We start from the raw sequence: 18,525 nt of genomic DNA on the forward strand, positions 1-18,525 counted from the left end.
CGGACTCCCCCGACCCGCGCCGGTCACCGTTGTGCATGCCCGCCACGGTGGCCGGTGCGCCGTGTCCGGGGTCAGATCCGGGCGGGAACCGTCTCGGCGGCGAGCGCGCCGATGAATCCGCTGGTCGGGCCGTACTTCTGCCAGAGCTGGCGCTGACGTTGCGCGCCGGTTCCCTCGCGGCGGAGCCGTTCGATGCCGGCGAGCACCGCACCGGTGTCGCCGGCCGCGTCGAGCCGCGGGATGATCTTCTGGAGGAGCCGGGCGGTCTGTCCGGTGCCGCTGCGGGCCGCCGCGAGTAGTTGCTCGCTGACCCGGTGGCCGGGCGCGGGCATCACCTTGGCCCGCTGGCGGATGTCGTCGATCAGGGTCGCGACCAGGGCCCGGGTGACGCCGGCGAACAGCACGGTGTCCTCGACGCTGAGACCGGTGTCGGCGACCCGGACCTCGATCGTCGGGTACCGGGCCGACAGCCGGGCCAGGAAGTAGATGCCGGAGACGTCGACGGCGGTGCCCGCGTCGACGAGGGAGCGGACCTCCCGGTCGTAGCTCTCGGCGCTGGGCCACACCCCCGGCGGCCGGAAGGTCGGCCAGTACAGCTGGTTCTGATAGCGGAAACTGGCCCAGCCGGTGTCGCCGTCGGACACCGGCGAGTTCACGGTGAGGGCGAGCAGGGTGGGCAGCCACGGCCGGATCCGGGAGAGGACGGCGGTGGCGAGTTCCCGGTCGGGGATGCCGATGTGGACGTGGCAGCCGCAGGTGCCGCCGGCCGCCGTCGCCGCGGGGAAACGGGCGGCGAGTTCGCGGTAACGGTCCTCGCTGCTGAGCGCGTCCAGCGGGCCGGCCCGGAACGGCGGGGCACCGCTGGCGACCAGGTAGACCCCGGCGTTCTCGGCGGCTTCGGCAGCCGTCAGCCGCAGCCGGGTCAGCTCCTGGCGCAGTTCGTCGAGCCCGGTGCAGACGGAGGTGGCCGTCTCCAGCTGGTAGGCCATGTACTCGGGTTTGATGCGGTCGTCGTGGCCGATGCGGCGCATGACGTCCGGGGCGGCCGGTGCGACCGCCCCGTCCGGATCAAGTAGTAGGAACTCTTCCTCGACTCCCATGGTCAGCACCCTCTGACGGTGCGACGAGAGAGGTTCCGGAGGCGTCATCCCCGCGGGGTGAGCTCCGGACGACGGTGGTGCGGGCCAGCTTGTCGTGCAGTCCCTGATGCCTGCGGTCGAAGAGCAGCCACAACGCGACGACCGGCAGGTACGCCAGCAGCAGCGCCCGGATCAGCCCGGCGATCAGGCGTGGCGGCCGGCCGTCACGGTTCACCACCCGCAGCCCGAACACCAGCTGGCCCGGGGTGCGGCCGGCCAGGATCCAGAAGCCCGCGCAGTACAGCGCCATGAACGTGGGCAGGAACACCACATAGGTCGAGAGCACGATGCGAGCCAGCTCCCGGCCCTCACTGCCGAGGACCGAGGCGACGAGCGCGAAGGTCAGCGTCGCCACCCCGGCCACCACGGCCACGATCAGGCCGTCGAGCACGTACGCCGCCGACCGGCTGACCAGTCCGGCGTACGGGTTCACGTCGGTGTCTCGGTGTTCCCGTTGCGGGTCCAGCGCAGGGTCAGCCGGTCCACGGCGTCGTCGCCCGCGGCGGCACCGGCCCGGACCCGGCCGACGACCTCGCCGACCATGTTGTCGCGCTGGCCGCGAACCAGGGCGCGGATCCGCTCCGGTTCGCGTTCCAGCAGTTCCAGCACCCGGTCGAGCTGGATCTCGACGACCCTTTCGACCAGCGGTGACGTCGCGATCGCGGTGATCAGCGAGTCCATCATGCGGTTGCGGCGGGCGGCGCCACGCTCGGCCAGTTCCTTCTGGTCGGCCAGCGCCTCGGCGGCGCGGGACAGCGCTCCGATCGCCACGTCCCCCCACTGGAGCAGACCGGGGAAGCTCATTTCCGCCCCCGCAGCATGATCTTGCGGATCTCCGTGGGCACCACCACGAGGGTGCCGGCGAGCAGGCAGATCAGCCACTGGCCGGTGTCCAGGCTGACGGTCGCCAGGATCTTCTGGAACAGCCCGAACTCGGTGGCCAGCACGATCGCGGCCGCCGACATGCCGGTGGTGATCAGGAACCGCTTGTCGCCGAAGGTCTCCAGACTGAACACCGAGCGGATGTCGCTGCGCACGGTCAGGGAGAAGGCCAGGTTGGCGATGGAGAACGCGGTCAGGCCCATGGTGCGGCCGGTGTCCAGGTCGTACTCGCCGTCGGCCCACCAGATGACCACCAGTGTGATCACGCCCATCACCAGGCCGAGGAAGCCGAGCCAGCCGAGTGCGCCCCGGGTCAGCAGCGGCTCGTCGGACTTGCGGGGCTTGTGCGACATGATGTCCGACTCGGCCTTGCCGTAGCCGATACCGACGGACTGGAAGACCTGGGTGGTGAAGTTCAGCCACAGGCTCTGCAGCGGCAGGAACGGCACGCCCGCGGCGATGTTGAAGACACTCGACCCCAGGAACGTGATGATCATGCCGACCAGCACGCCCATCTGGAAGAAGATGTACTTCTTCAGGTTCGCGTAGAGGCCCCGGCCCAGCTCGACGGCCTTGACGATGGTGGCGAAGTCGTCGTCGGTCAGGATCATCGCGGCGGCCTCTTTGCTCACCTCGGTTCCGGTGATCCCCATCGCGATGCCGATGTCGGCCTTCTTCAGGGCGGGCGCGTCGTTCACGCCGTCGCCGGTCATCGCGACGATGTGGCCCTTGCGTTTGAGGACCTCGACGAGGCGTACCTTGTGCTCCGGGGTGACCCGGGCGATGACACCGATGCCGTCGATCTCCCGGTCGGCCTCCTCGTCGCTCATCGCGCCGAACTCGGCACCGGTGATCGCCCGCCCGCGGATGCCGAGCTTGCCGGCGATCGCCGCGGCGGTGACCGCGTGGTCACCGGTGATCATGCGGACCTCGATGCCGGCGGAGTGCGCCTCCTTGATCGCCTTCAGTGCCTGCGGGCGGGGCGGGTCGACGATCCCGACCAGGGCCAGCGGCTCCAGACCGGCCAGCAGGGGCAGCAGATCGGCTCCCGGGTCGAAGTCGTCCGGGTCGAAGTCCTTGCGGGCCGTCGCCAGCACCCGGAGGCCCTGCTGGGCGAGCCGGGTGTTCTCGGCCAGGTACTTCACCGCGTCCTCGTCGGCGACGTCGCAGCGGGCCAGCAGCTGGTCCGGGGCGCCCTTGACGAAACAGCGGACCACCTCGCGTCCGTCGTCGGTGGTCATCCGGTGGAACGTCGCCATCAGCTTGTAGGCGGCGTCGAACGGCAGTTCCGCCAGGCGCGGGAAGCGTTCCCGGGACGCCTCGGAGTCCAGGCCGCCCTTCTCGGCGAGAACGACCAGCGCGCCCTCGGTCGGGTCGCCGATCATCGTCCCGTCCCGGACCACCGCGTCCGAGCAGAGGATCATCGGCAGCAGGTACTCCTCCAGCGGTACCTCGGGATCACCGGCGACCTTCTTGATCACGCCGTCGGTCGAGTAGCCGCCGCCGGAGATCGTGTACCGCCGTCCCGGGATCGTCAGCTCGACCGCGGTCATCTGGTTGAGCGTCAGCGTGCCGGTCTTGTCGGAGTTGATCGCCGACGTGGAACCGAGGGTCTCGGTCGACCGCAGCCGCTTCACGATCGCGTTCGACTTCGCCAGCATCTGGGTGCCCAGCGACAGGATCGTGGTGACCACGGCCGGCAGACCGGTCGGGATCGCCGACACCGCGAACGCGACGGCGGCGGTGAAGACCACGCCGAACTCGTTGCCCCGGGCCAGGTTGATGATCACCGAGGCGAGCAGGGCGAACCCGGCGATCAGCAGGATCTGGTTGGTGAGCTTGCTGAGCTGCCGGGTCAGCGGGGTGTCGGCGTCCTTCTCCGTCTGCAGCATGCCGGAGATCCGGCCCACCTCGGTGTTCATACCGGTCGCGGTGACCAGCAGCTCTCCCGCGCCGCGGGTCACGTTGGTGTTCATGTAGGCCATGTCGGAGCGGTCACCGAGCGCGGTGTCGGCCGAGGCGACGGCGGCCACGTCCTTGGCCACCGGCAGGCTCTCACCGGTCAGCGCCGACTCGTCGATCTCCAGGGTGGCCGCGCGCAGCAGCCGCCCGTCGGCCGGGACCACGTCGCCGGCCTCCATCGTGACCACGTCGCCGGGCACCAGCTCCTCGGCGGGGATCTCGATCAGGGTGCCGTCACGCCGTACCCTCGCCTTGATGATCATCATCTTTTGAAGTGCGTCGATCGCCGCGGCGGCCTTGCCCTCCTGGTGCAGGCCCAGGGCCGCGTTGAGCAGGGTCAACGCGATCAGCAGGATGCCGGTGCCGTACTGCTTGAGCGGGTACAGGCTGCCGATACCGGCGGCCAGCAGCACGATCTGCATCGGGTCGGCGTACTGCCGGACGAAGGACCGCCACCAGGGCTCCTTCTTCGCCTCGGCGAAGCGGTTCGGGCCGAACTTCTCCCGGCGTCTGCCGACCTCCTCCTGGCTGAGGCCGCGATGCCGGTCGACGTTCTCGGCCTCGAGCGCCTCCGGGACGGACAGCACATGGAAAGCGGGCGCCTCCGGCGGCTCGGTCATCGTGGCCATCGGTTCTCCTTACCGGTACGGGCGGGGGTAGGGCCGCGGCGCGGGACGCGGGGCCACCGGGACGATCGAGGTCTTCGCCGTGCCCGCGACCAGCGAGCCGATCGCGACGCCGAGCACGAAGTTCAGGCCGGCCGTGTACATCCGCACGCCCAGGGCGGCCTCGGTCACGAACGGCGCCAGCATCGCCACCACCGTGGCCAGCGCCATCACCCAGCCGAAGAACCGCATCGGGCGCGGTGTCGTCAGGATCAGCACGTGGATCAGCCCGGTGGCGGCCAGCGCGGACAGGGCGGCACCGAGGGCGTACCAGCCGGTCGAGGCGTCACCCCAGACACCCTGCCCCTTCGGCGCCAGCACCTCGATGCCGAACAGGCCGCGGCCGAGCAGGATGCCGGCGATCGCGATCAGTGCCGCGACGGCCGCGGTCGCCGCGCCGCCGGCCCACAGTTTCCCGCCGTTGATGGTCGGGCTCGGCCGGGGATCACCGGGCGTGTTCATACCGGACATGAGTCCTCCTCGGGAGACACGGTTTGCCGGTCCCGAGCGTCGCCGCGCCCGGGGTCACAGCGCCTCATCCGGCGTGGATGAACCCATCCGGCCGTCGCCGGGCCACACCCGCGAGAAGATCGGCGATCTGGATCCGCGGGTCGTCACGGGAGTCCGCCACCACCAGCCCGGCCAGCGCCGACAGGCCGTCACCGATGGTCAGCGCCCGCTGCAGGCGAAGCAGCCGGGCGGCGGTCAGAGCGCTCTGCTCGTCGTGGATCACCAGGACCTGACGGCGCCCGCCGCTCCAGTGCCGGACCGTCGCGGCCAGCGCCGGGATCATCGGCTCCAGCGGCGGCGGAATGCCGCGGTCACCGTCGTCGAGCCGTGCCACGATCGCCGCCACCCGGGCATCGGAGATCCGGCCCAGCACCCCGGCGGCCGGGCCACCGACACCCGCCAGGGCGTCGCGGGCCCGCAGGAACCGGGCCGCGCCCGGATGCCCGGGACCGCGGCGCCGGGTCCGCACCATCTCGGCGAACGCACCCAGGAACTCATCCCAGTCGCCGCCCGCCGACCGTGCCACGAACAGGTCGTGGGCCTCCGGCCGCGGCTCCCGCGTCAGCGACCGGTAGGACGGATCGCCCAGCAGCAACTCGACGACCCGCTCGACCAGGAAGAACTCCTTGTCGATCCGGTGCACGTGGCACCGGCCGCGCAACGCCGCCAGCAGCGGGGCCAGGGCCTCGGGTGCGTCCGGCCGGCGCAGGAACTGGCCCGACTTCAGCTCGAACGGCGACAGCCGCAACTCCGCGATCAACTCGACGGCCTCGGCCACCGACAGGTCCACACTCGCGTGCGTGATCACCGGTTCGGTGGAGTGCAACAGGTTCGCGCCGGAGAATCCGGACTCGTCGCAGGCGATCTCCACGACCACACCGGCCGGAGTGCCGATCGGTGCCAGGCCGCCCTGCATCCGCCCATGGTCGGCGGTCCGCCCGCCCCCGACAACCGAGATTCGGGGTCATACCGTTTGTATCGAACGGCTCCGGGGGATCGCGGAATCGGCGCCGGCGTTGCACGATGTCGTGAGCGGACGTCATCCGGCCACCATGGTGGCCGCCACCCGGCCACAACGTCAGTGGCCGTCCGAGGAGGGCACATGCGGATCGGCGACGCCGCTGCGGCGGCCGGGACCACACCGCGGGCGCTGCGTTTCTACGAGGCGAACGGGCTGCTCCCGCCGCCGCAGCGCACTGTCACCGGGCAACGTGTCTACGGCCCGCGCGACGTGACCCGGGTGCGGATCATCCGCCAGCTGCTCGGCCTGGGCCTGACCGTCGCCGATCTGCGCGAGCGCGCCGACCGCCTGCACCTCCTGGAGAGCACACCCCCTTCCGCGTACGGGCAGACGGGCCCCCGCCCCCGACCGGCCGGAGTCGCGTCCCGCCGGATAGCCGCCCTCGACGCCGAGATCGGCCGCCTGACCGCCCTCCGCAACCAGCTGGCCGCCCGCACCCGCTGACCCCCGCCCCGCCGCCCCGCCCCGCCCCGCCCCGCCTCCCCCGCCCCAGCCTCCGCCGGGCCGCCCCGGCCGATCTCGACCGTTTCACCACCGGAGACGGTGGTGAAACGGTCAAGATCCGGCAGGACGGCCCGGGTGAGCGCTCGCGCGGGTGTGGAGCGTCAGCGGGCGGCTCGCTTGTTGTACTTGCGCTTGGCCCACAGGTAGGACAGCAGCGAGATCGCGGCGCACCAGCCCAGGGCGATCACCGCGCTGGCCCCGATCCCGGTACCGAGCAGCAGACCACGGAGCGTCTCGATGATCGGGGTGAACGGCTGGTACTCGGCGAACACCCGCAGGCCGCTCGGCATCGTCTCGGTGGGGACGAAACCGCTGCCCAGGAACGGCAGCAGGCTCAGGAACATCGGGGTGTTGCTGGCCGTCTCCACACTGTCGGCGACGATGCCCAGCGCCACCGCGAACCAGGTCAGCGCGAACGCCGTGGCGGTCAGCATCCCGGCTACGGCGAGCCATTCGAGCGGGGTGGCGTTCGGGCGGAAGCCGATCAGCAGGGCCACGCCCAGCACCGCGAACAGGGCGATGAAGATCTGCACCATGCTGCCGAGCACGTGCCCGGTCAGCACCGACGCCCGGGCGATGGCCATGCTGCGGAACCGGTCGACGATGCCCTCGGTCATGTCCATGGCCACCGAGATCGCGGTTCCGGCGACCGCACCGGCCACCGTGAACAGCAGGATGCCGGGGGTCAGGTAGTCGACGTAGGCGTCCCGGCCACCGCCGAGCCCGGCACCGACCGCGCCACCGAACACGTAGACGAACAGCAGCAGGAAGATCACCGGCAGGCCGATCAGCATGACGGTCAGCGACGGGTAGCGCCGCAGGTGCAGCAACTGCCGCCGGAACATGGTCCCGGAGTCGGTCAGCGTGTGTGCCAGGGTGGTCATCGGGTCTCCTCGAGGGCGCTGCCGGCCGGGTTGCCGGTGAAGGCGAAGAACACGTCGTCCAGGTCGGGCGTGTGGATGGTCAGGTGGTCGGGCGCCACGTGGACGCCGTCGAGTGTGGACAGCACGGCCCGCAGCGAGGCGATGTCGCCGTCGCTCGGCACCTGGAGGGTCAGGGCGCTGTCGTCACGGCTGGTGACATTCAAGACCGCGGCGGCGGTACGCAGAGCGCCCGGCTCGGCGAACCGGAGCACCAGGTGGCCGCCCGGGATCTGACGTTTGAGCTCGTCGGGTGTGCCCTCGGCGACGATCCGGCCGTGGTCGAGAACGGCGATCCGGTCGGCGAGCTGGTCGGCCTCCTCCAGGTACTGGGTGGTGAGGAAGACGGTCACCCCCTCGGCGACGAGTTCCCGGACGATCTGCCACATCTCGTAGCGGCTGCGCGGGTCGAGCCCGGTGGTCGGCTCGTCCAGGAAGATCAGCCGCGGGTTGCCGACCAGGGTCATCGCCAGGTCGACGCGGCGCTGCTGACCGCCGGAGAGCAGGGACACCGGCTTCGACGCCGACTCGGTGAGGTCGAACCGCTCGATCAGCCGGTCGACCCTTCGTCTGCCCTCGGTACGGCCCAGCCTGTTCAGGTCGGCCATCAGGCGCAGGTTCTCCCGTACCGTCAGAAGCTTGTCGACCGCCGCGAACTGGCCGGTGAGGCCGATCGCCGCACGCACCGCCTCCGCCTCGCGGACCAGGTCGTGCCCGGCGACCCGGACCGATCCGCCGTCCGCGTCGAGGAGGGTCGCGAGGATCCGGACCATGGTGGTCTTGCCGGCGCCGTTCGGTCCGAGCAGCGCGAACACGGTGCCCTCGGTGACGCTCAGATCGATGCCGTCGAGGACGGTCTTGGTGCCGAAGGTCTTGCGCAGGCCGGCCACCGAGACGGCGGGCCGGGTGGTGACGGTCGTGGACATCTGTGCCTCCAGGCGTTTCCGGGCAGGGGTCATCGCCGGCGGTGCCCGTTGCGGCACGGCCGGGGTTGTTGGGTAGGGGTCACCGCCGGCGGTGCCCGTTGCGGCACGGCCGGGGTTGATGGGTAGGGGTCACCGCCGGCGGTGCCCGTTGCGGCACGGCCGGGGTCGTCAGGGGTGGATCAGGACCGGCGGATCACGATGTCGCCGAAGGCGGTGCGGGCGCGCACCTCGGCCTGCTCGTCGGTCTCGACCGGGCCGTCGGTGGCGGTCATCTCGTTGCGGACCCGGCCGTAGTGGGTGTGCACGTCGAGGCGCGCGGCGGTGCCCTGCCGGATGCCGATCTCGATGCGGCCGGCCGCGGTCCGCAGCGTCGTCGTGCCGCGCACCAGCTCACGCACGCGGATGTCACCGTTGGCAGTGTTGGCGGTCAGCGGACCGGCCGCGTGGTCGGCGACGATGTCACCGTTGGCCGAGTGGATCCGCAGCTCGCTGCCGGCGTGACCGACCCAGCTCTCGCCGTTGCCGTTCTTCAGGACCGCCGGGCCGGTGACCGAACGCACCCGCAGTTTGCCGGAGCCGGTGGTCAACTTGGCGTCGCCGGTCACGTTCTCCACGGCGACCAGGCCGTAGCCGGTGGTCAGGTCGGCACTGCCGACGTGCTCGGCCTGCACGTCGCCGGCGCCACTGCGCAGCCGGCAGTCACCGAGCTCGCCGGAGGCGCGGATGCCGCCGGCGCCGGCCTTGGCCTCGACCTCCGAGCCGATCGGCAGCTCGACGAGCACGTCGATGACGCCGACCTTGCCGAAGACGCCGAACGTCGGGTGGCGTGGGCCGCGGATCGTCAGGGTGCCGGAGACCAGCTCGACGCGGGTCTGCTCGGCGGCGCGCCGGTCGCGGTCCTCGCTCTCCTCGGCCGGGCGCACGTGCACGATCGTGTCGGACCGGTCGGTCGCCACGAGGCGCAGCTCGCCGGCGAGGATGTCGATGTTCGCGGTGATCGGGCCGGGGGTGTCGAAGGTGGGCATGCGAAGTCTCCGTTCGGTCGAGGGGTTGACCGGGTCTGGGCGGCTCGCCGCGGCCGGCGGGTTCATCGGACCCAGCCGGTGAATCGCTGGCCGCTGCTGGTCGCGGTCACGGTCGTGGTGGTGACGGGCGGCTTCTCGCCGTCGGCCACGGCGGCCGCGGCGCGGATCAGCCACGTGTTGATCGAGACCCCGTCGCGGGCGGCGGCCTGCTCGATCCGGTTCTTCAGGTGCTCGGGGAGGCGCAGACTGATCCGGACGGTCGCCTCGTCCTCGCCGGGCGCGGGCACCGGGGCCGGCGGCGGAGCCGGGACGGGGTCGGCCGGCGGTGGCGCCGGGGTGCTGTCGGTCCACTGGTCGGCCGGTGCCGGCGTCACGACGAAACTCGGCTCCCGGTTGCGCAACCGCAGGTCGACCGAGCCGGGCGCCAGATCGCGGGTGATCTCCGCGGCCGCCTCGGACAGGGCGTCGAGCAGGGCCAGGCGGGTCGCCGACTCGAGCGGCGCGGTGAGCCGCTCGGCCAGCTCACGGGCATCGTCACCGCCGGCGGCGGCCGCGAGCGCGAGCTCGTGGCGCAGCGCGTCGATGTAGGGGCGCAATTCCATGGCACCACTATGGCATCACCGTGATGCCATGCGCAACCCCATGGCATCACGGTGGCATCAGGATCGGAGAAGTGACACCAGACGGTGGCATCGCAGCGGATCCTCGGTCAGTCCCGCACCGAGACCCCACAGCCAGTAGTCGACCGCCCTGAACAGCACCCAGTCCCGGCCATGGTCCCGATCCACACCAGCGGCACGCACCACGATGTCGAAACAGCGCATGACTTCACCGGGTACGGCCATCTCGTCGAGCCGCGTCCACAGCACCCGGCCGAGATCGAAGGCCATGTCACCACGCATCAGCACCGGATCGACCACCAGCCACGGCTCCCGGTCCGCCCGCAGCACCTGCTCCGAGTGCAGATCACCGTTGACGGCCGTGGCCGCGGTACTCCGGGCCAGACGATCGCCGATCGTCAAAGCCTGATGCAGGACCCCCTCGTCGAAGGGCCGCCGGTGGCGATGCCACTCCTCCCCCAACGTGGCCATCCGCGCGGCGACGGCAGCGCCGGTCCCCGGCACGTGAACCGGAACGGGAACCGCCAGCCGGCGCATCAGCCCGCCCAGCACATGCATCGCCTCGTCGACCGGCACGTCACGCAACGACGTCGTCCCAAGGCGTTCCAGCAGCATGACACCGGCCTCGGCGTCGCCGTCGACCAGTCGCACGGTGCCCCGGCCGCCCCAGAACCGCAGCGCACCGATCTGTCCCCCGACATCGCCACCCGGCGGGGCAAGCCGCAGAACGAGTTGTTCACCATCCCGGATCACCGGCACCACCAGGGCGTTCGACCCGTGCATGGGCTCGCCGTCAATGGTCAGACGCCGGCGCGCGCACTGCTCCGCCACCAGTTCGGGTAGCCCGGCCAGCCACTCGGCACCACCACGCCACCACCGAGGCGACTCCAGGAACGCCCGCGGAATCGTGACGCCCGCTCCCCCATCCATCCCGCGAACCTACGCACCCCGGCCGATCAAGGACATCTCATTCCCACCGCTCCCTCGCACTCCCGCGATACAGCTGCGCGGCAGCGTGCGGCGGGGCGCGGCGCGGCGGGGCGGAGCGCGGCGGAGCGCGGCGGGGTGCGGCGGGGTGCGGCGGGGTGCGGTGAGGACCAGCTGCGCGGGAGCTTGCGGTGGGGTGTCAGGGGTAGGGGGCAGCGGCTGTGACGATGGCTCGGAAGTGGTCGGCGGCCGGGCTCAAGGGGCGGTCGGTGCGCCAGGTCAGGCCGACGACGCGCTCGGCTCCGGGGGCCGTCAGAGGGAGGCCGACGGTACCGGTTGCGCCGGCGAAGGCCTCCGGTACCAGGGCGACGCCGAGGCCCGCGCCGACCAGGCCCTCGATGGTGGCCAGGTCGCCGATCTCGAGGGCGATGCGCGGGGCGACGCCGGCCGCCGCGAACAGCCCGTCGACCAGGGCGCGGAACCCGAAACCGGGCGGCACGGTGACGAAATCCTCGCCGGCGGCGTCGGCCAGCCGGGCCCGGCGGCGAGAGGCGAGGCGGTGGCCGGGCGGCACGATCAGGGCCAGGTTCTGCGTCTGGAGAGCCAGCCAGCCGTACGGTCCCCGCGGCTCCGGTGAGATCAGTGCCAGCTCGGCTGCTCCCGACGAAAGGTCCGGCAGGATCACGTGGCCCGGCTCCTGGCGCAGCTCCACCCGCAGACCCGGCGCCTGCTCGCGCACGTCGTGCAGGATCCGCGGCACCAGTGACGTGGCCATCGAGTCGAGGAACGCCAGCCGCACCGTGCCCGAGTCGGGGTCGAGCAGCCCGGCCAGGTCACGGCGCAGCCGGTCATAGCGGCCGACCAGATCACGGGCCGCCGCCAGGGTGAGGTCGCCGAGCGGGTTGGGGTGCACCCCGCGGGCGTCCCGCTCGAACAGGCGCACCCCCAGCTCGGCCTCGACCCGGGCGAGCAGGCGGGACAGGCTGGGCTGGGTGGTGCCGAGAGCGGCGGCCGCCTCGGTCACGTGTTGATGATCACCGAGTGCGAGCAGGGCGCGGAGATCTTCCAGCTGCATCGCGCTCAGCATACGCCGTACGCATGAGGTTGATGATTTTCATGCATTGGACGTATGCGGTGGGGGTGCCCAACAGTGAGATCGTGAGCAGATATCACCGGGCCTGCCTCGCCCTGTTCGCCGCCGGCGTGGCCACGTTCGCCCTGCTGTACAGCACGCAGGCGCTGCTGCCGGAACTGTCCGCGGCATTCGGTGTGACACCGGCGCAGAGCTCCTGGTCGCTGTCGCTGGCGACGTTCGGGCTCGGGGTGGCGCTGCTGATCACCGGCCCGCTGTCGGAGAAGATCGGCCGGACCCCGCTGATCCACCTGTCGCTCACCCTGTCCGCGCTCGTCGGGCTGGCCTGCGCGTTCGCACCGACCTGGCACACGCTGCTCGGCCTGCGGCTGGCACAGGGCGTCACGCTCGCCGGGCTGCCCGCCGTCGCCACCGCCTACCTGCGCGAGGAACTTCCCGCCGACCGGCAGGGGCGCGCCGCCGGGCTGTACATCGGGGGCACAGCGCTGGGCGGGATGGCCGGACGGCTGATCAGTTCGGCGGTCGGGGAGGCGTACGGCTGGAGATTGTCGCTCGCGGCCGTGGCCCTCGTCGGCCTGGTGTGCGCCGTGATCGTCGCGTCGCTGCTGCCCGCGTCGCGGAACTTCGCCGCCGGACCGCACGTGGCGCTGTCCCGGCGGGCGTTCACCGACCCGGCACTGCTCGCCCTCTACGGCATCGGGGCGGTGGCGATGGGCGCGTTCGTGGCCGTCTACAACGCGATGGGCTTCCGGCTGACCAGCGCGCCTTTCGCGCTCGGGGCGGCCGCCGCCGGAGCGGTGTTCCTGGTCTACCCGGCGGGCACGCTCAGCTCGGCGATCTCCGGGCGGCTCGCCGACCGGTACGGCCGTCGCGCCGTCATGCCGTTCGGATGCCTGCTCACCGCCGCCGGTCTGCTGCTCACCGTGCCCGACGACCTGCCGCTCACCGTCGCCGGACTCGCCGTGATGACCGCCGGATTCTTCTGCGTGCACGGCGTGGCCAGCGGTTGGGTGCCGGTGCGGGCCCACGCCGGCGGGATCCCGGCCGGTCAGGCGGCGTCGCTCTACCTGTTCGCCTATTACGCCGGCTCGTCGGTCTTCGGCAATCTGGCCGGCACCGCCTGGTCCTACGGCGCCTGGCCGGCCGTGGTCCTGCTGGCGTCGGCCTGCCTGGTGGTGAGCGGCCTGCTGGCGACCTCGCTGCGCCGGGTCCCGTCGCTGGTTCCGGCGCCCTGAGGCACCTACCCTGCACGACGTGGGTGATCACTACGACCTGTTCCTGTCCGTCAGACTCCAGCCAGGGCTGTCCGACGAGGTGATGTACGAGATCCGATGGCACCTCGGGGTGGAGGACGAGCCGCCCGCCCGGTTCGAGTCGCTGCCCGACGACGAGGAGTGGTTCCACGGCGAGCCGGTGCCGCTGTTCGGGCGTCTGGCGCCGAACTACGCGGACGACGGCGTCGACATGGCGGAGATGATGCCGTCGCCGGACCGCTACGCCGACGGGCAGCAGCGCTGGCTGCTCACCCTGCGGCAGAGCGTGCACGAGGACGAGATCGGCTGGGCCATGGACGTGGCCGGCTGGATCGTGTCGAAGGCGGAGACGACCGGCTGGGTCGGCTTCCTGCACTACGGCCAGGAGCCGGTGCCCGACCTGCTGCACCACGTCGACGGGCGCCTACAGATCGGCCGGCCGGGATAGCGTTCGGGAATGAAGGCCATCATCTACCGCGACAACGGCGGCACCGATGTTCTGGAACTCGTCGACCGGGAGGTGCCCGCACCCGGCCCGGGCGAGGTGCGGGTCCGGGTCGCCGTGTCGGGCGTCAACCCGACGGACTGGAAGACCCGGTCCGGCGCGACCAACCCGAAGCAGTTCGCCGAGGTGATCCCCCACCTCGACGGCGCCGGCCGGATCGACGCGGTCGGTGACGGCGTCGATCCGGGGCGGGTCGGCCAGCGGGTCTGGCTGTTCATGGCGACAGCCGGACGGCCCACCGGGACGGCCGCCGAGTTCACCGTCGTCCCGGCCGCGCAGGCCGTGCCGCTGCCCGACGGGGCCGGGTTCGACCTCGGGGCGGCGCTCGGTGTGCCCGCTCTCACCGCCCACCGGGCGCTGACCGTGGGCGAGGACGGCCCGGCGCGGCTGGGCCCGGGCGCGCTGGACGGCAGGGTCGTGCTGGTCGCGGGTGGTGCCGGGGCGGTCGGGCACGCGGCGATCCAGCTCGCCCGCTGGGCCGGTGCCACGGTGATCAGCACGATCAGCGGCCCGGAGAAGGCCCGCCTGGCCACCGCGGCCGGCGCCCACCACACGGTCAACTACCGCGAGGACGGTGCCGCCGAGCGGATCCGCGCGATCGCCCCGGACGGTGTCGACATCGTCGTCGAGGTGGCGCTCGGTACGAACCTCGCCCTCGACCTGGCTGTCCTGCGGACCCGGGGCACGATCGCGATCTACGCCAACGACGGCGCGAAGCCGGTCGAGCTGGACGTGCGGCAGAACATGATGTTGAACACGCGGTTCCAGTTCCTGGTGCTGTACACGGTCGGCGAGGCCGCCCTGACCGCCGGTGCCGAGGACGTCGCCGCCGCAGTCTCGGCCGGAGCGATGCCGGTCGGTGAGGAACACGGTCTGCCACTGGTCCGGTTCCCGCTCGCGCAGACCGCCGACGCCCACAAGGCGGTCGAGAACGGCGCCGTCGGCAAGGTCCTGGTCGACATCTGAGCGTCCGGAGGCCGAGGTCAGGCGAAATGAACCGGTCAGGCGAAGAGCGCCGGGCCGTAGCGGCTGACGACGATCAGGGCCAGGAGCAGCAGCCACACCGTGACGGCCATCGCATCCCAGTCCGCCTCGATCGCCCGCCGGGCGAAGGTGCGCCACGGCGAGGGCAGGGGCAGGTGGCCGTCACGGATGTTGACGTGGGTCAGTGACACCCACACCAGCGTGGTCGAGACGGTGACGAGCAGGCACCACGGGCACAGCGCGCCGATGTCGATCAGGGCCTGGTGGAACAGCCAGTACGCGAAGATCAGGCCCAGGGTGTAGACGGACTGCGCCGCGATCATGAACCAGCGCGGGAAGCGGACCCCGCCGAGCGCCGCCACCGCGAGGGTGATGACGACCGGTTCGGCGATCAGGCCGAGGAACGCGTTGGGGAAGCCGAACAGCTGGGCCTGCCAGGAGACCCCGACCACGCCGCAGCTGACCACCGAGTTGATGTTGCAGGACAGGTCGGCGGCCGGGTTCCGGGCGAGTTCCACCGCGTCGATCGAGAGCACGAGGGACGCGGTCAGGCTGATCAGCGCCGAGACGAGCATCGTGCCGTAGATCCACTTGTCGCCGTGACGGATGCGGCGTACCCGGAGAAGGAGGGTGGTCACAACGCGGCCCGCAAGGAGCCAGCGGTGTAGAGGTCGGCATCGGTCTTGACGCCGTTGATCTTGACGGTGGGTGTGCCGGTGACGCCGTCGTCGAACGCGGTCTGCGTGGCCTGCTCGATCCACGGGACGAAGGTCCGGTCGGCGAACGTGCTGATCACCGACTCCGGCACCCCGGCTCCGGCGGCGAGTGCGGCGATCCTGGCGTCGTCGAGGCCGGTGGTGCCCTCGGCGGGCTGGTTCTCGAACAGCGCGCTGTTGAAGGCGAGCAGGTGCGCGGCGTCGCGGTCGGCGACGGTGACGATCGCGTTCGCGGCGCGGGTGGAGTACCCGGCGCCGTTGGACGCCCGGTCGAGGAACGACATCGGGTGCAGCTCCAGCGTGATGTCCCCGGCGGCGACCAGGTCACCGAGGTCGGTGCTGTTGGCTCGCTCGAACCGCCCGCAGTAGGGGCACATGTAGTCCAGGTAGACGGCGACGGTGGTGCCCCCGGAGCCGACCCGGATCGCACCGTCGGCGGTGGCCGCGGCCGGTGCGACGATCGGCCCGCCGGTCGAGCGGGACGCGGTGATCACCGCGACGGCGATGGCCACGACCAGCGCGACGATGACCGCCCCGCCGATGCCCATGACGATCCGGTTGGCGTCCTGTCCGCTTCGTGCGGCGGCGACGGCGTTCCTGGTTTTCGTGCTCATGCCAACAAGGTCGCGCGAAATCCGGGTATCCGGCAGCGGTGAGAGCCAGGTCAGGACCGGCGGCGGGCGGACTCGGGCCCTCCGGCCCGGATGCGCGCAGGCCGTTGGTCCCGTCGAACGAAGTTGCCGGAAAGGCTCATGCCCGGATGACCCGTGCCGATGCGCAGGATGTCGTTTCCCTCAGCGGCGAGCGGGGCGAGGTGGTGGGTGTGACGGCCTCTCATGTGCCGGTGCCGTGGGATGCCGCCGCCCGCCTGGCGGCACGCCTGGTCGGCACGCCCATGGCGGTGATCAGCGCGGGCGAGGCGTTGCTGGGCACGTTCGGGTTTCCGGCGGCCTGCCCGGTGCGGCGGTTCGGGTCGGGCGGCCCGGTCTCGGTCGGCGACCTGCTCACCGAGCCCGGCTTCGCCGGACACCCCTTGATAACAGATCTGGGGGTACGGTCGATGGCCGCCGTTCCGGTGCCGGCCGGGCCCGACCGTCCCCGGCGGACGGTCACGGTGCTGGACACGTCCGCCCGCACCTGGGTCGACCACGATCTGGCCGCGCTCGCCGAGGTGGCCGCGATGCTCGGCTCCGGCGACGGGGTCACCGACTCGCCGCTGGCCGGGCTGGTCGGCCCGGCCGGTGACGAGACGCGGGTGGCGTACGCCCAGCGGGGTTTCATCAGTGCCCTGCTCGACAGCCTGCAGGTGGGTGTCCTGGCGGTGGGGATCGACCGGCGGCCGGTGCTGTTCAACCGGATGTTGCGCCGGTTCTGCGGACTGGACGAGACGATGCCGCCGATGGAGGCGATGACCACCGTCGGCGCGCGGCTGCACCATCTGGACGGGCGCCCGTACCGGCCGGAGGAGATGGCCGTCGTCTGCGCGCTCGACGGGCACAGCGTCCGCGACGTGGAGGCGGTGCTGCGGACCCCGGGCGCCCCCGACCGGTACGCGCTGACCAACGCCGAACCGGTCTACGGCGCCGCCGGTGAGCTGCTCGGGGCGGTGTCGACGGTCCGGGACGTCACCGAGCGGCGGCGCCGAGAACACTTCCGGGACTGCGAGCTGGAGATGACCCGTCTGCTCGCCGCCTCGGACGGGCTGGAGCAGGCCGCGCCGCCGCTGCTGAAGGCGATCGGTGAGGCCCTCGACTGGCCGCACGTGGCGCTGTTCGTGGTCGACGACGTGGCCGACGTGCTGCGATCGGCCGGCTACTGGAGCGCGCCCGGCGTCTACGTCGACGATCTGGTGCCGGACCGGATCCCGCGCGGCGACGCCGGCCCCGGCCTGGTGTGGACGACCGGACAGCCGCTGTGGATCCCGGACCTGACCGATCCCCCGTACACCGCCACGCCGGAGGCGCACGCATTCGCCCGGGCCGCCGCCGACCGCGGGCTGCGGGCCAGCCTCACCGTGCCGGTCTGCGACGGTGACGAGGTCCTCGGGGTGCTGGTGGCGCTCTGCTCGACCACCGAGTACGACGAGTTCCTGCTCACCGGCCTGCTGGACGGTGTGGCCGGTCAGCTCGGACAGTTCCTCACCCGGATGCACAGCCGCGAGCTGACCATGCAGCTGAACCGGGCCCGCGACGACTTCCTGACCCTGGCCGGGCACGAGTTGCGGACCCCGCTCACGTCGATCATCAGCTACACCACACTGCTCACCGAAGAGCTGGACGACCCGGAGCAGCAGCAGATGATCGGCGCGGTCCGCCGCAACGTCGGCCACCTCCAGCGCATCATCGACGAACTGATCGAACTCACCGCCCTGGAATCCGGCCACCACCGGATCCGGGCCCGGCCCGTCGACCTGACCCGCGTCGTCGAGGCGGCGGTCGGGGAACTGCGGCCACCCGCCGCCGTCCGGATCCACACCGCGCTGCCGGAGACGCTGGTCCTCGACGCCGACAAGGAGCGGCTGCGCCAGATCGTCGACCAGCTGCTGTCCAATGCGGTCAAATACTGCCCGGACGGCGGCGACGTGCGGATCAGCGCGGCCGAGGACGGCCCGGACGTGGTGGAACTGGCCGTCACCGACCGTGGCATCGGCATACCTGATGGTGACCGGGAACTGTTGTTCACCCGGTTCCACCGCGCCACCAACGCCCGGCACACCGCCATCCCCGGAAACGGGCTGGGCCTGCCGCTGGTCCGCGGGCTTGTCGAGGCGCACGGCGGGACCGTCCACCTCGACCCGGCACACCATCCGGGCACCCGGATCGTGGTCCGGCTGCCCCGCCATTCTCGCGGGTGACACGGGTTTGAAAGCCTTT

19 protein-coding genes are annotated in these 18,525 nt (G+C 71.7%); 5 read left to right on the forward strand and 14 right to left on the reverse strand.

Going from position 1 to position 18,525, the window contains the following annotated elements; genetic code table 11:
• Positions 1-71: 71 nt before the first annotated feature.
• The 6 genes from ACFO0C_RS27760 to ACFO0C_RS27785 all read right to left on the reverse strand — a co-directional run bounded on the left by ACFO0C_RS27760 (position 72) and on the right by ACFO0C_RS27785 (position 6,074).
• The gene (locus tag ACFO0C_RS27760) at positions 72-1,100 is read right to left on the reverse strand and encodes a carboxylate-amine ligase (protein WP_378069633.1); all 1,029 of its coding nucleotides are present in this window, start codon (positions 1,098-1,100) and stop codon (positions 72-74) included.
• A complete protein-coding gene (locus ACFO0C_RS27765) occupies positions 1,069-1,572 on the reverse strand; it encodes an RDD family protein (protein ID WP_378069634.1) in 504 nt (167 codons plus the stop codon). The genes ACFO0C_RS27760 and ACFO0C_RS27765 overlap by 32 nt, the downstream gene beginning before the upstream one ends.
• Entirely contained in the window at positions 1,569-1,943 is a 375-nt protein-coding gene (locus tag ACFO0C_RS27770; RefSeq protein WP_378069635.1) for a hypothetical protein, read from the reverse strand. Before ACFO0C_RS27770 ends, ACFO0C_RS27765 begins: the two co-directional genes overlap by 4 nt.
• On the reverse strand, positions 1,940-4,612 hold the full coding sequence (locus ACFO0C_RS27775) for a cation-translocating P-type ATPase (RefSeq protein ID WP_378069636.1): 2,673 nt from the start codon (positions 4,610-4,612) through the stop codon (positions 1,940-1,942). Before ACFO0C_RS27775 ends, ACFO0C_RS27770 begins: the two co-directional genes overlap by 4 nt.
• Positions 4,613-4,621: 9 nt before the next feature.
• Positions 4,622-5,119, reverse strand: coding sequence for a DUF6069 family protein (locus ACFO0C_RS27780; RefSeq protein WP_378069637.1), 498 nt, complete (start codon positions 5,117-5,119; stop codon positions 4,622-4,624).
• A 64-nt stretch (positions 5,120-5,183) separates the two neighbouring features.
• Positions 5,184-6,074 carry a hypothetical protein gene (locus ACFO0C_RS27785; RefSeq protein ID WP_378069638.1) on the reverse strand — a complete coding sequence of 297 codons (891 nt, stop codon included), beginning with the start codon at positions 6,072-6,074 and terminating at the stop codon, positions 5,184-5,186.
• Positions 6,075-6,260: 186 nt separating this feature from the next.
• Between ACFO0C_RS27785 and ACFO0C_RS27790 the strand changes: the two genes are divergently transcribed.
• Positions 6,261-6,623: a MerR family transcriptional regulator gene (locus ACFO0C_RS27790; protein ID WP_378069639.1), complete on the forward strand. Its 363-nt coding sequence runs from the start codon at positions 6,261-6,263 to the stop codon at positions 6,621-6,623.
• 161 nt (positions 6,624-6,784) lie between these two features.
• Here ACFO0C_RS27790 and ACFO0C_RS27795 read toward each other — a convergent pair whose 3' ends face one another.
• The 6 genes from ACFO0C_RS27795 to ACFO0C_RS27820 form a co-directional block, all read right to left on the reverse strand.
• Positions 6,785-7,567, reverse strand: coding sequence for an ABC transporter permease (locus ACFO0C_RS27795; protein ID WP_378069640.1), 783 nt, complete (start codon positions 7,565-7,567; stop codon positions 6,785-6,787).
• Positions 7,564-8,529, reverse strand: coding sequence for an ATP-binding cassette domain-containing protein (locus tag ACFO0C_RS27800; RefSeq protein ID WP_378069641.1), 966 nt, complete (start codon positions 8,527-8,529; stop codon positions 7,564-7,566). Before ACFO0C_RS27800 ends, ACFO0C_RS27795 begins: the two co-directional genes overlap by 4 nt.
• Positions 8,530-8,708: 179 nt before the next feature.
• Positions 8,709-9,554, reverse strand: coding sequence for a DUF4097 family beta strand repeat-containing protein (locus ACFO0C_RS27805; RefSeq protein WP_378069642.1), 846 nt, complete (start codon positions 9,552-9,554; stop codon positions 8,709-8,711).
• Between the two features lie 62 nt (positions 9,555-9,616).
• On the reverse strand, positions 9,617-10,156 hold the full coding sequence (locus ACFO0C_RS27810; protein WP_378069643.1) for a hypothetical protein: 540 nt from the start codon (positions 10,154-10,156) through the stop codon (positions 9,617-9,619).
• Positions 10,157-10,213: 57 nt separating this feature from the next.
• The gene (locus tag ACFO0C_RS27815) at positions 10,214-11,104 is read right to left on the reverse strand and encodes an aminoglycoside phosphotransferase family protein (RefSeq protein WP_378069644.1); all 891 of its coding nucleotides are present in this window, start codon (positions 11,102-11,104) and stop codon (positions 10,214-10,216) included.
• Positions 11,105-11,300: 196 nt separating this feature from the next.
• The gene (locus tag ACFO0C_RS27820; protein WP_378069645.1) at positions 11,301-12,176 is read right to left on the reverse strand and encodes a LysR family transcriptional regulator; all 876 of its coding nucleotides are present in this window, start codon (positions 12,174-12,176) and stop codon (positions 11,301-11,303) included.
• An 83-nt stretch (positions 12,177-12,259) separates the two neighbouring features.
• Here ACFO0C_RS27820 and ACFO0C_RS27825 point away from each other — a divergent pair, with 83 nt between their 5' ends.
• The 3 genes from ACFO0C_RS27825 to ACFO0C_RS27835 are packed head-to-tail and all read left to right on the forward strand — an operon-like array spanning position 12,260 to position 14,918.
• The gene (locus ACFO0C_RS27825) at positions 12,260-13,429 is read left to right on the forward strand and encodes an MFS transporter (protein WP_378069646.1); all 1,170 of its coding nucleotides are present in this window, start codon (positions 12,260-12,262) and stop codon (positions 13,427-13,429) included.
• A 19-nt stretch (positions 13,430-13,448) separates the two neighbouring features.
• Positions 13,449-13,895 carry a hypothetical protein gene (locus tag ACFO0C_RS27830; protein ID WP_378069647.1) on the forward strand — a complete coding sequence of 149 codons (447 nt, stop codon included), beginning with the start codon at positions 13,449-13,451 and terminating at the stop codon, positions 13,893-13,895.
• 9 nt (positions 13,896-13,904) lie between these two features.
• Entirely contained in the window at positions 13,905-14,918 is a 1,014-nt protein-coding gene (locus ACFO0C_RS27835) for an NADPH:quinone reductase (RefSeq protein ID WP_378069648.1), read from the forward strand.
• A gap of 35 nt (positions 14,919-14,953) precedes the next feature.
• On the opposite strand, the gene ACFO0C_RS27840 is transcribed toward ACFO0C_RS27835, so the two are convergent.
• A complete protein-coding gene (locus ACFO0C_RS27840; protein WP_378069649.1) occupies positions 14,954-15,574 on the reverse strand; it encodes a vitamin K epoxide reductase family protein in 621 nt (206 codons plus the stop codon).
• Positions 15,571-16,266, reverse strand: coding sequence for a DsbA family protein (locus ACFO0C_RS27845; RefSeq protein ID WP_378069650.1), 696 nt, complete (start codon positions 16,264-16,266; stop codon positions 15,571-15,573). Before ACFO0C_RS27845 ends, ACFO0C_RS27840 begins: the two co-directional genes overlap by 4 nt.
• 209 nt (positions 16,267-16,475) lie before the next feature.
• Here ACFO0C_RS27845 and ACFO0C_RS27850 point away from each other — a divergent pair, with 209 nt between their 5' ends.
• Complete coding sequence (locus tag ACFO0C_RS27850; protein WP_378069651.1) at positions 16,476-18,506, forward strand: GAF domain-containing sensor histidine kinase; 2,031 nt, start codon at positions 16,476-16,478, stop codon at positions 18,504-18,506.
• Positions 18,507-18,525 lie beyond the last annotated feature (19 nt).

The organism is Actinoplanes subglobosus, from assembly GCF_042650585.1.
Classification (GTDB): Bacteria; Actinomycetota; Actinomycetes; order Mycobacteriales; family Micromonosporaceae; genus Actinoplanes; species Actinoplanes subglobosus.

What these genes read in the sequence shown, in the direction of transcription:
- ACFO0C_RS27775 (WP_378069636.1), bottom strand. Translation starts at nt 4,612, where the DNA reads ATGGCCACGATGACCGAGCCGCCGGAGGCGCCCGCTTTCCATGTGCTG.
- ACFO0C_RS27810 (WP_378069643.1), bottom strand. Translation starts at nt 10,156, where the DNA reads ATGGAATTGCGCCCCTACATCGACGCGCTGCGCCACGAGCTCGCGCTC.
- ACFO0C_RS27795 (WP_378069640.1), bottom strand. Translation starts at nt 7,567, where the DNA reads ATGACCACCCTGGCACACACGCTGACCGACTCCGGGACCATGTTCCGG.
- ACFO0C_RS27820 (WP_378069645.1), bottom strand. Translation starts at nt 12,176, where the DNA reads ATGCAGCTGGAAGATCTCCGCGCCCTGCTCGCACTCGGTGATCATCAA.
- ACFO0C_RS27770 (WP_378069635.1), bottom strand. Translation starts at nt 1,943, where the DNA reads ATGAGCTTCCCCGGTCTGCTCCAGTGGGGGGACGTGGCGATCGGAGCG.
- ACFO0C_RS27780 (WP_378069637.1), bottom strand. Translation starts at nt 5,119, where the DNA reads ATGTCCGGTATGAACACGCCCGGTGATCCCCGGCCGAGCCCGACCATC.
- ACFO0C_RS27815 (WP_378069644.1), bottom strand. Translation starts at nt 11,104, where the DNA reads ATGGATGGGGGAGCGGGCGTCACGATTCCGCGGGCGTTCCTGGAGTCG.
- ACFO0C_RS27835 (WP_378069648.1), top strand. Translation starts at nt 13,905, where the DNA reads ATGAAGGCCATCATCTACCGCGACAACGGCGGCACCGATGTTCTGGAA.
- ACFO0C_RS27800 (WP_378069641.1), bottom strand. Translation starts at nt 8,529, where the DNA reads ATGTCCACGACCGTCACCACCCGGCCCGCCGTCTCGGTGGCCGGCCTG.
- ACFO0C_RS27845 (WP_378069650.1), bottom strand. Translation starts at nt 16,266, where the DNA reads ATGAGCACGAAAACCAGGAACGCCGTCGCCGCCGCACGAAGCGGACAG.
- ACFO0C_RS27785 (WP_378069638.1), bottom strand. Translation starts at nt 6,074, where the DNA reads ATGCAGGGCGGCCTGGCACCGATCGGCACTCCGGCCGGTGTGGTCGTG.
- ACFO0C_RS27760 (WP_378069633.1), bottom strand. Translation starts at nt 1,100, where the DNA reads ATGGGAGTCGAGGAAGAGTTCCTACTACTTGATCCGGACGGGGCGGTC.
- ACFO0C_RS27790 (WP_378069639.1), top strand. Translation starts at nt 6,261, where the DNA reads ATGCGGATCGGCGACGCCGCTGCGGCGGCCGGGACCACACCGCGGGCG.
- ACFO0C_RS27805 (WP_378069642.1), bottom strand. Translation starts at nt 9,554, where the DNA reads ATGCCCACCTTCGACACCCCCGGCCCGATCACCGCGAACATCGACATC.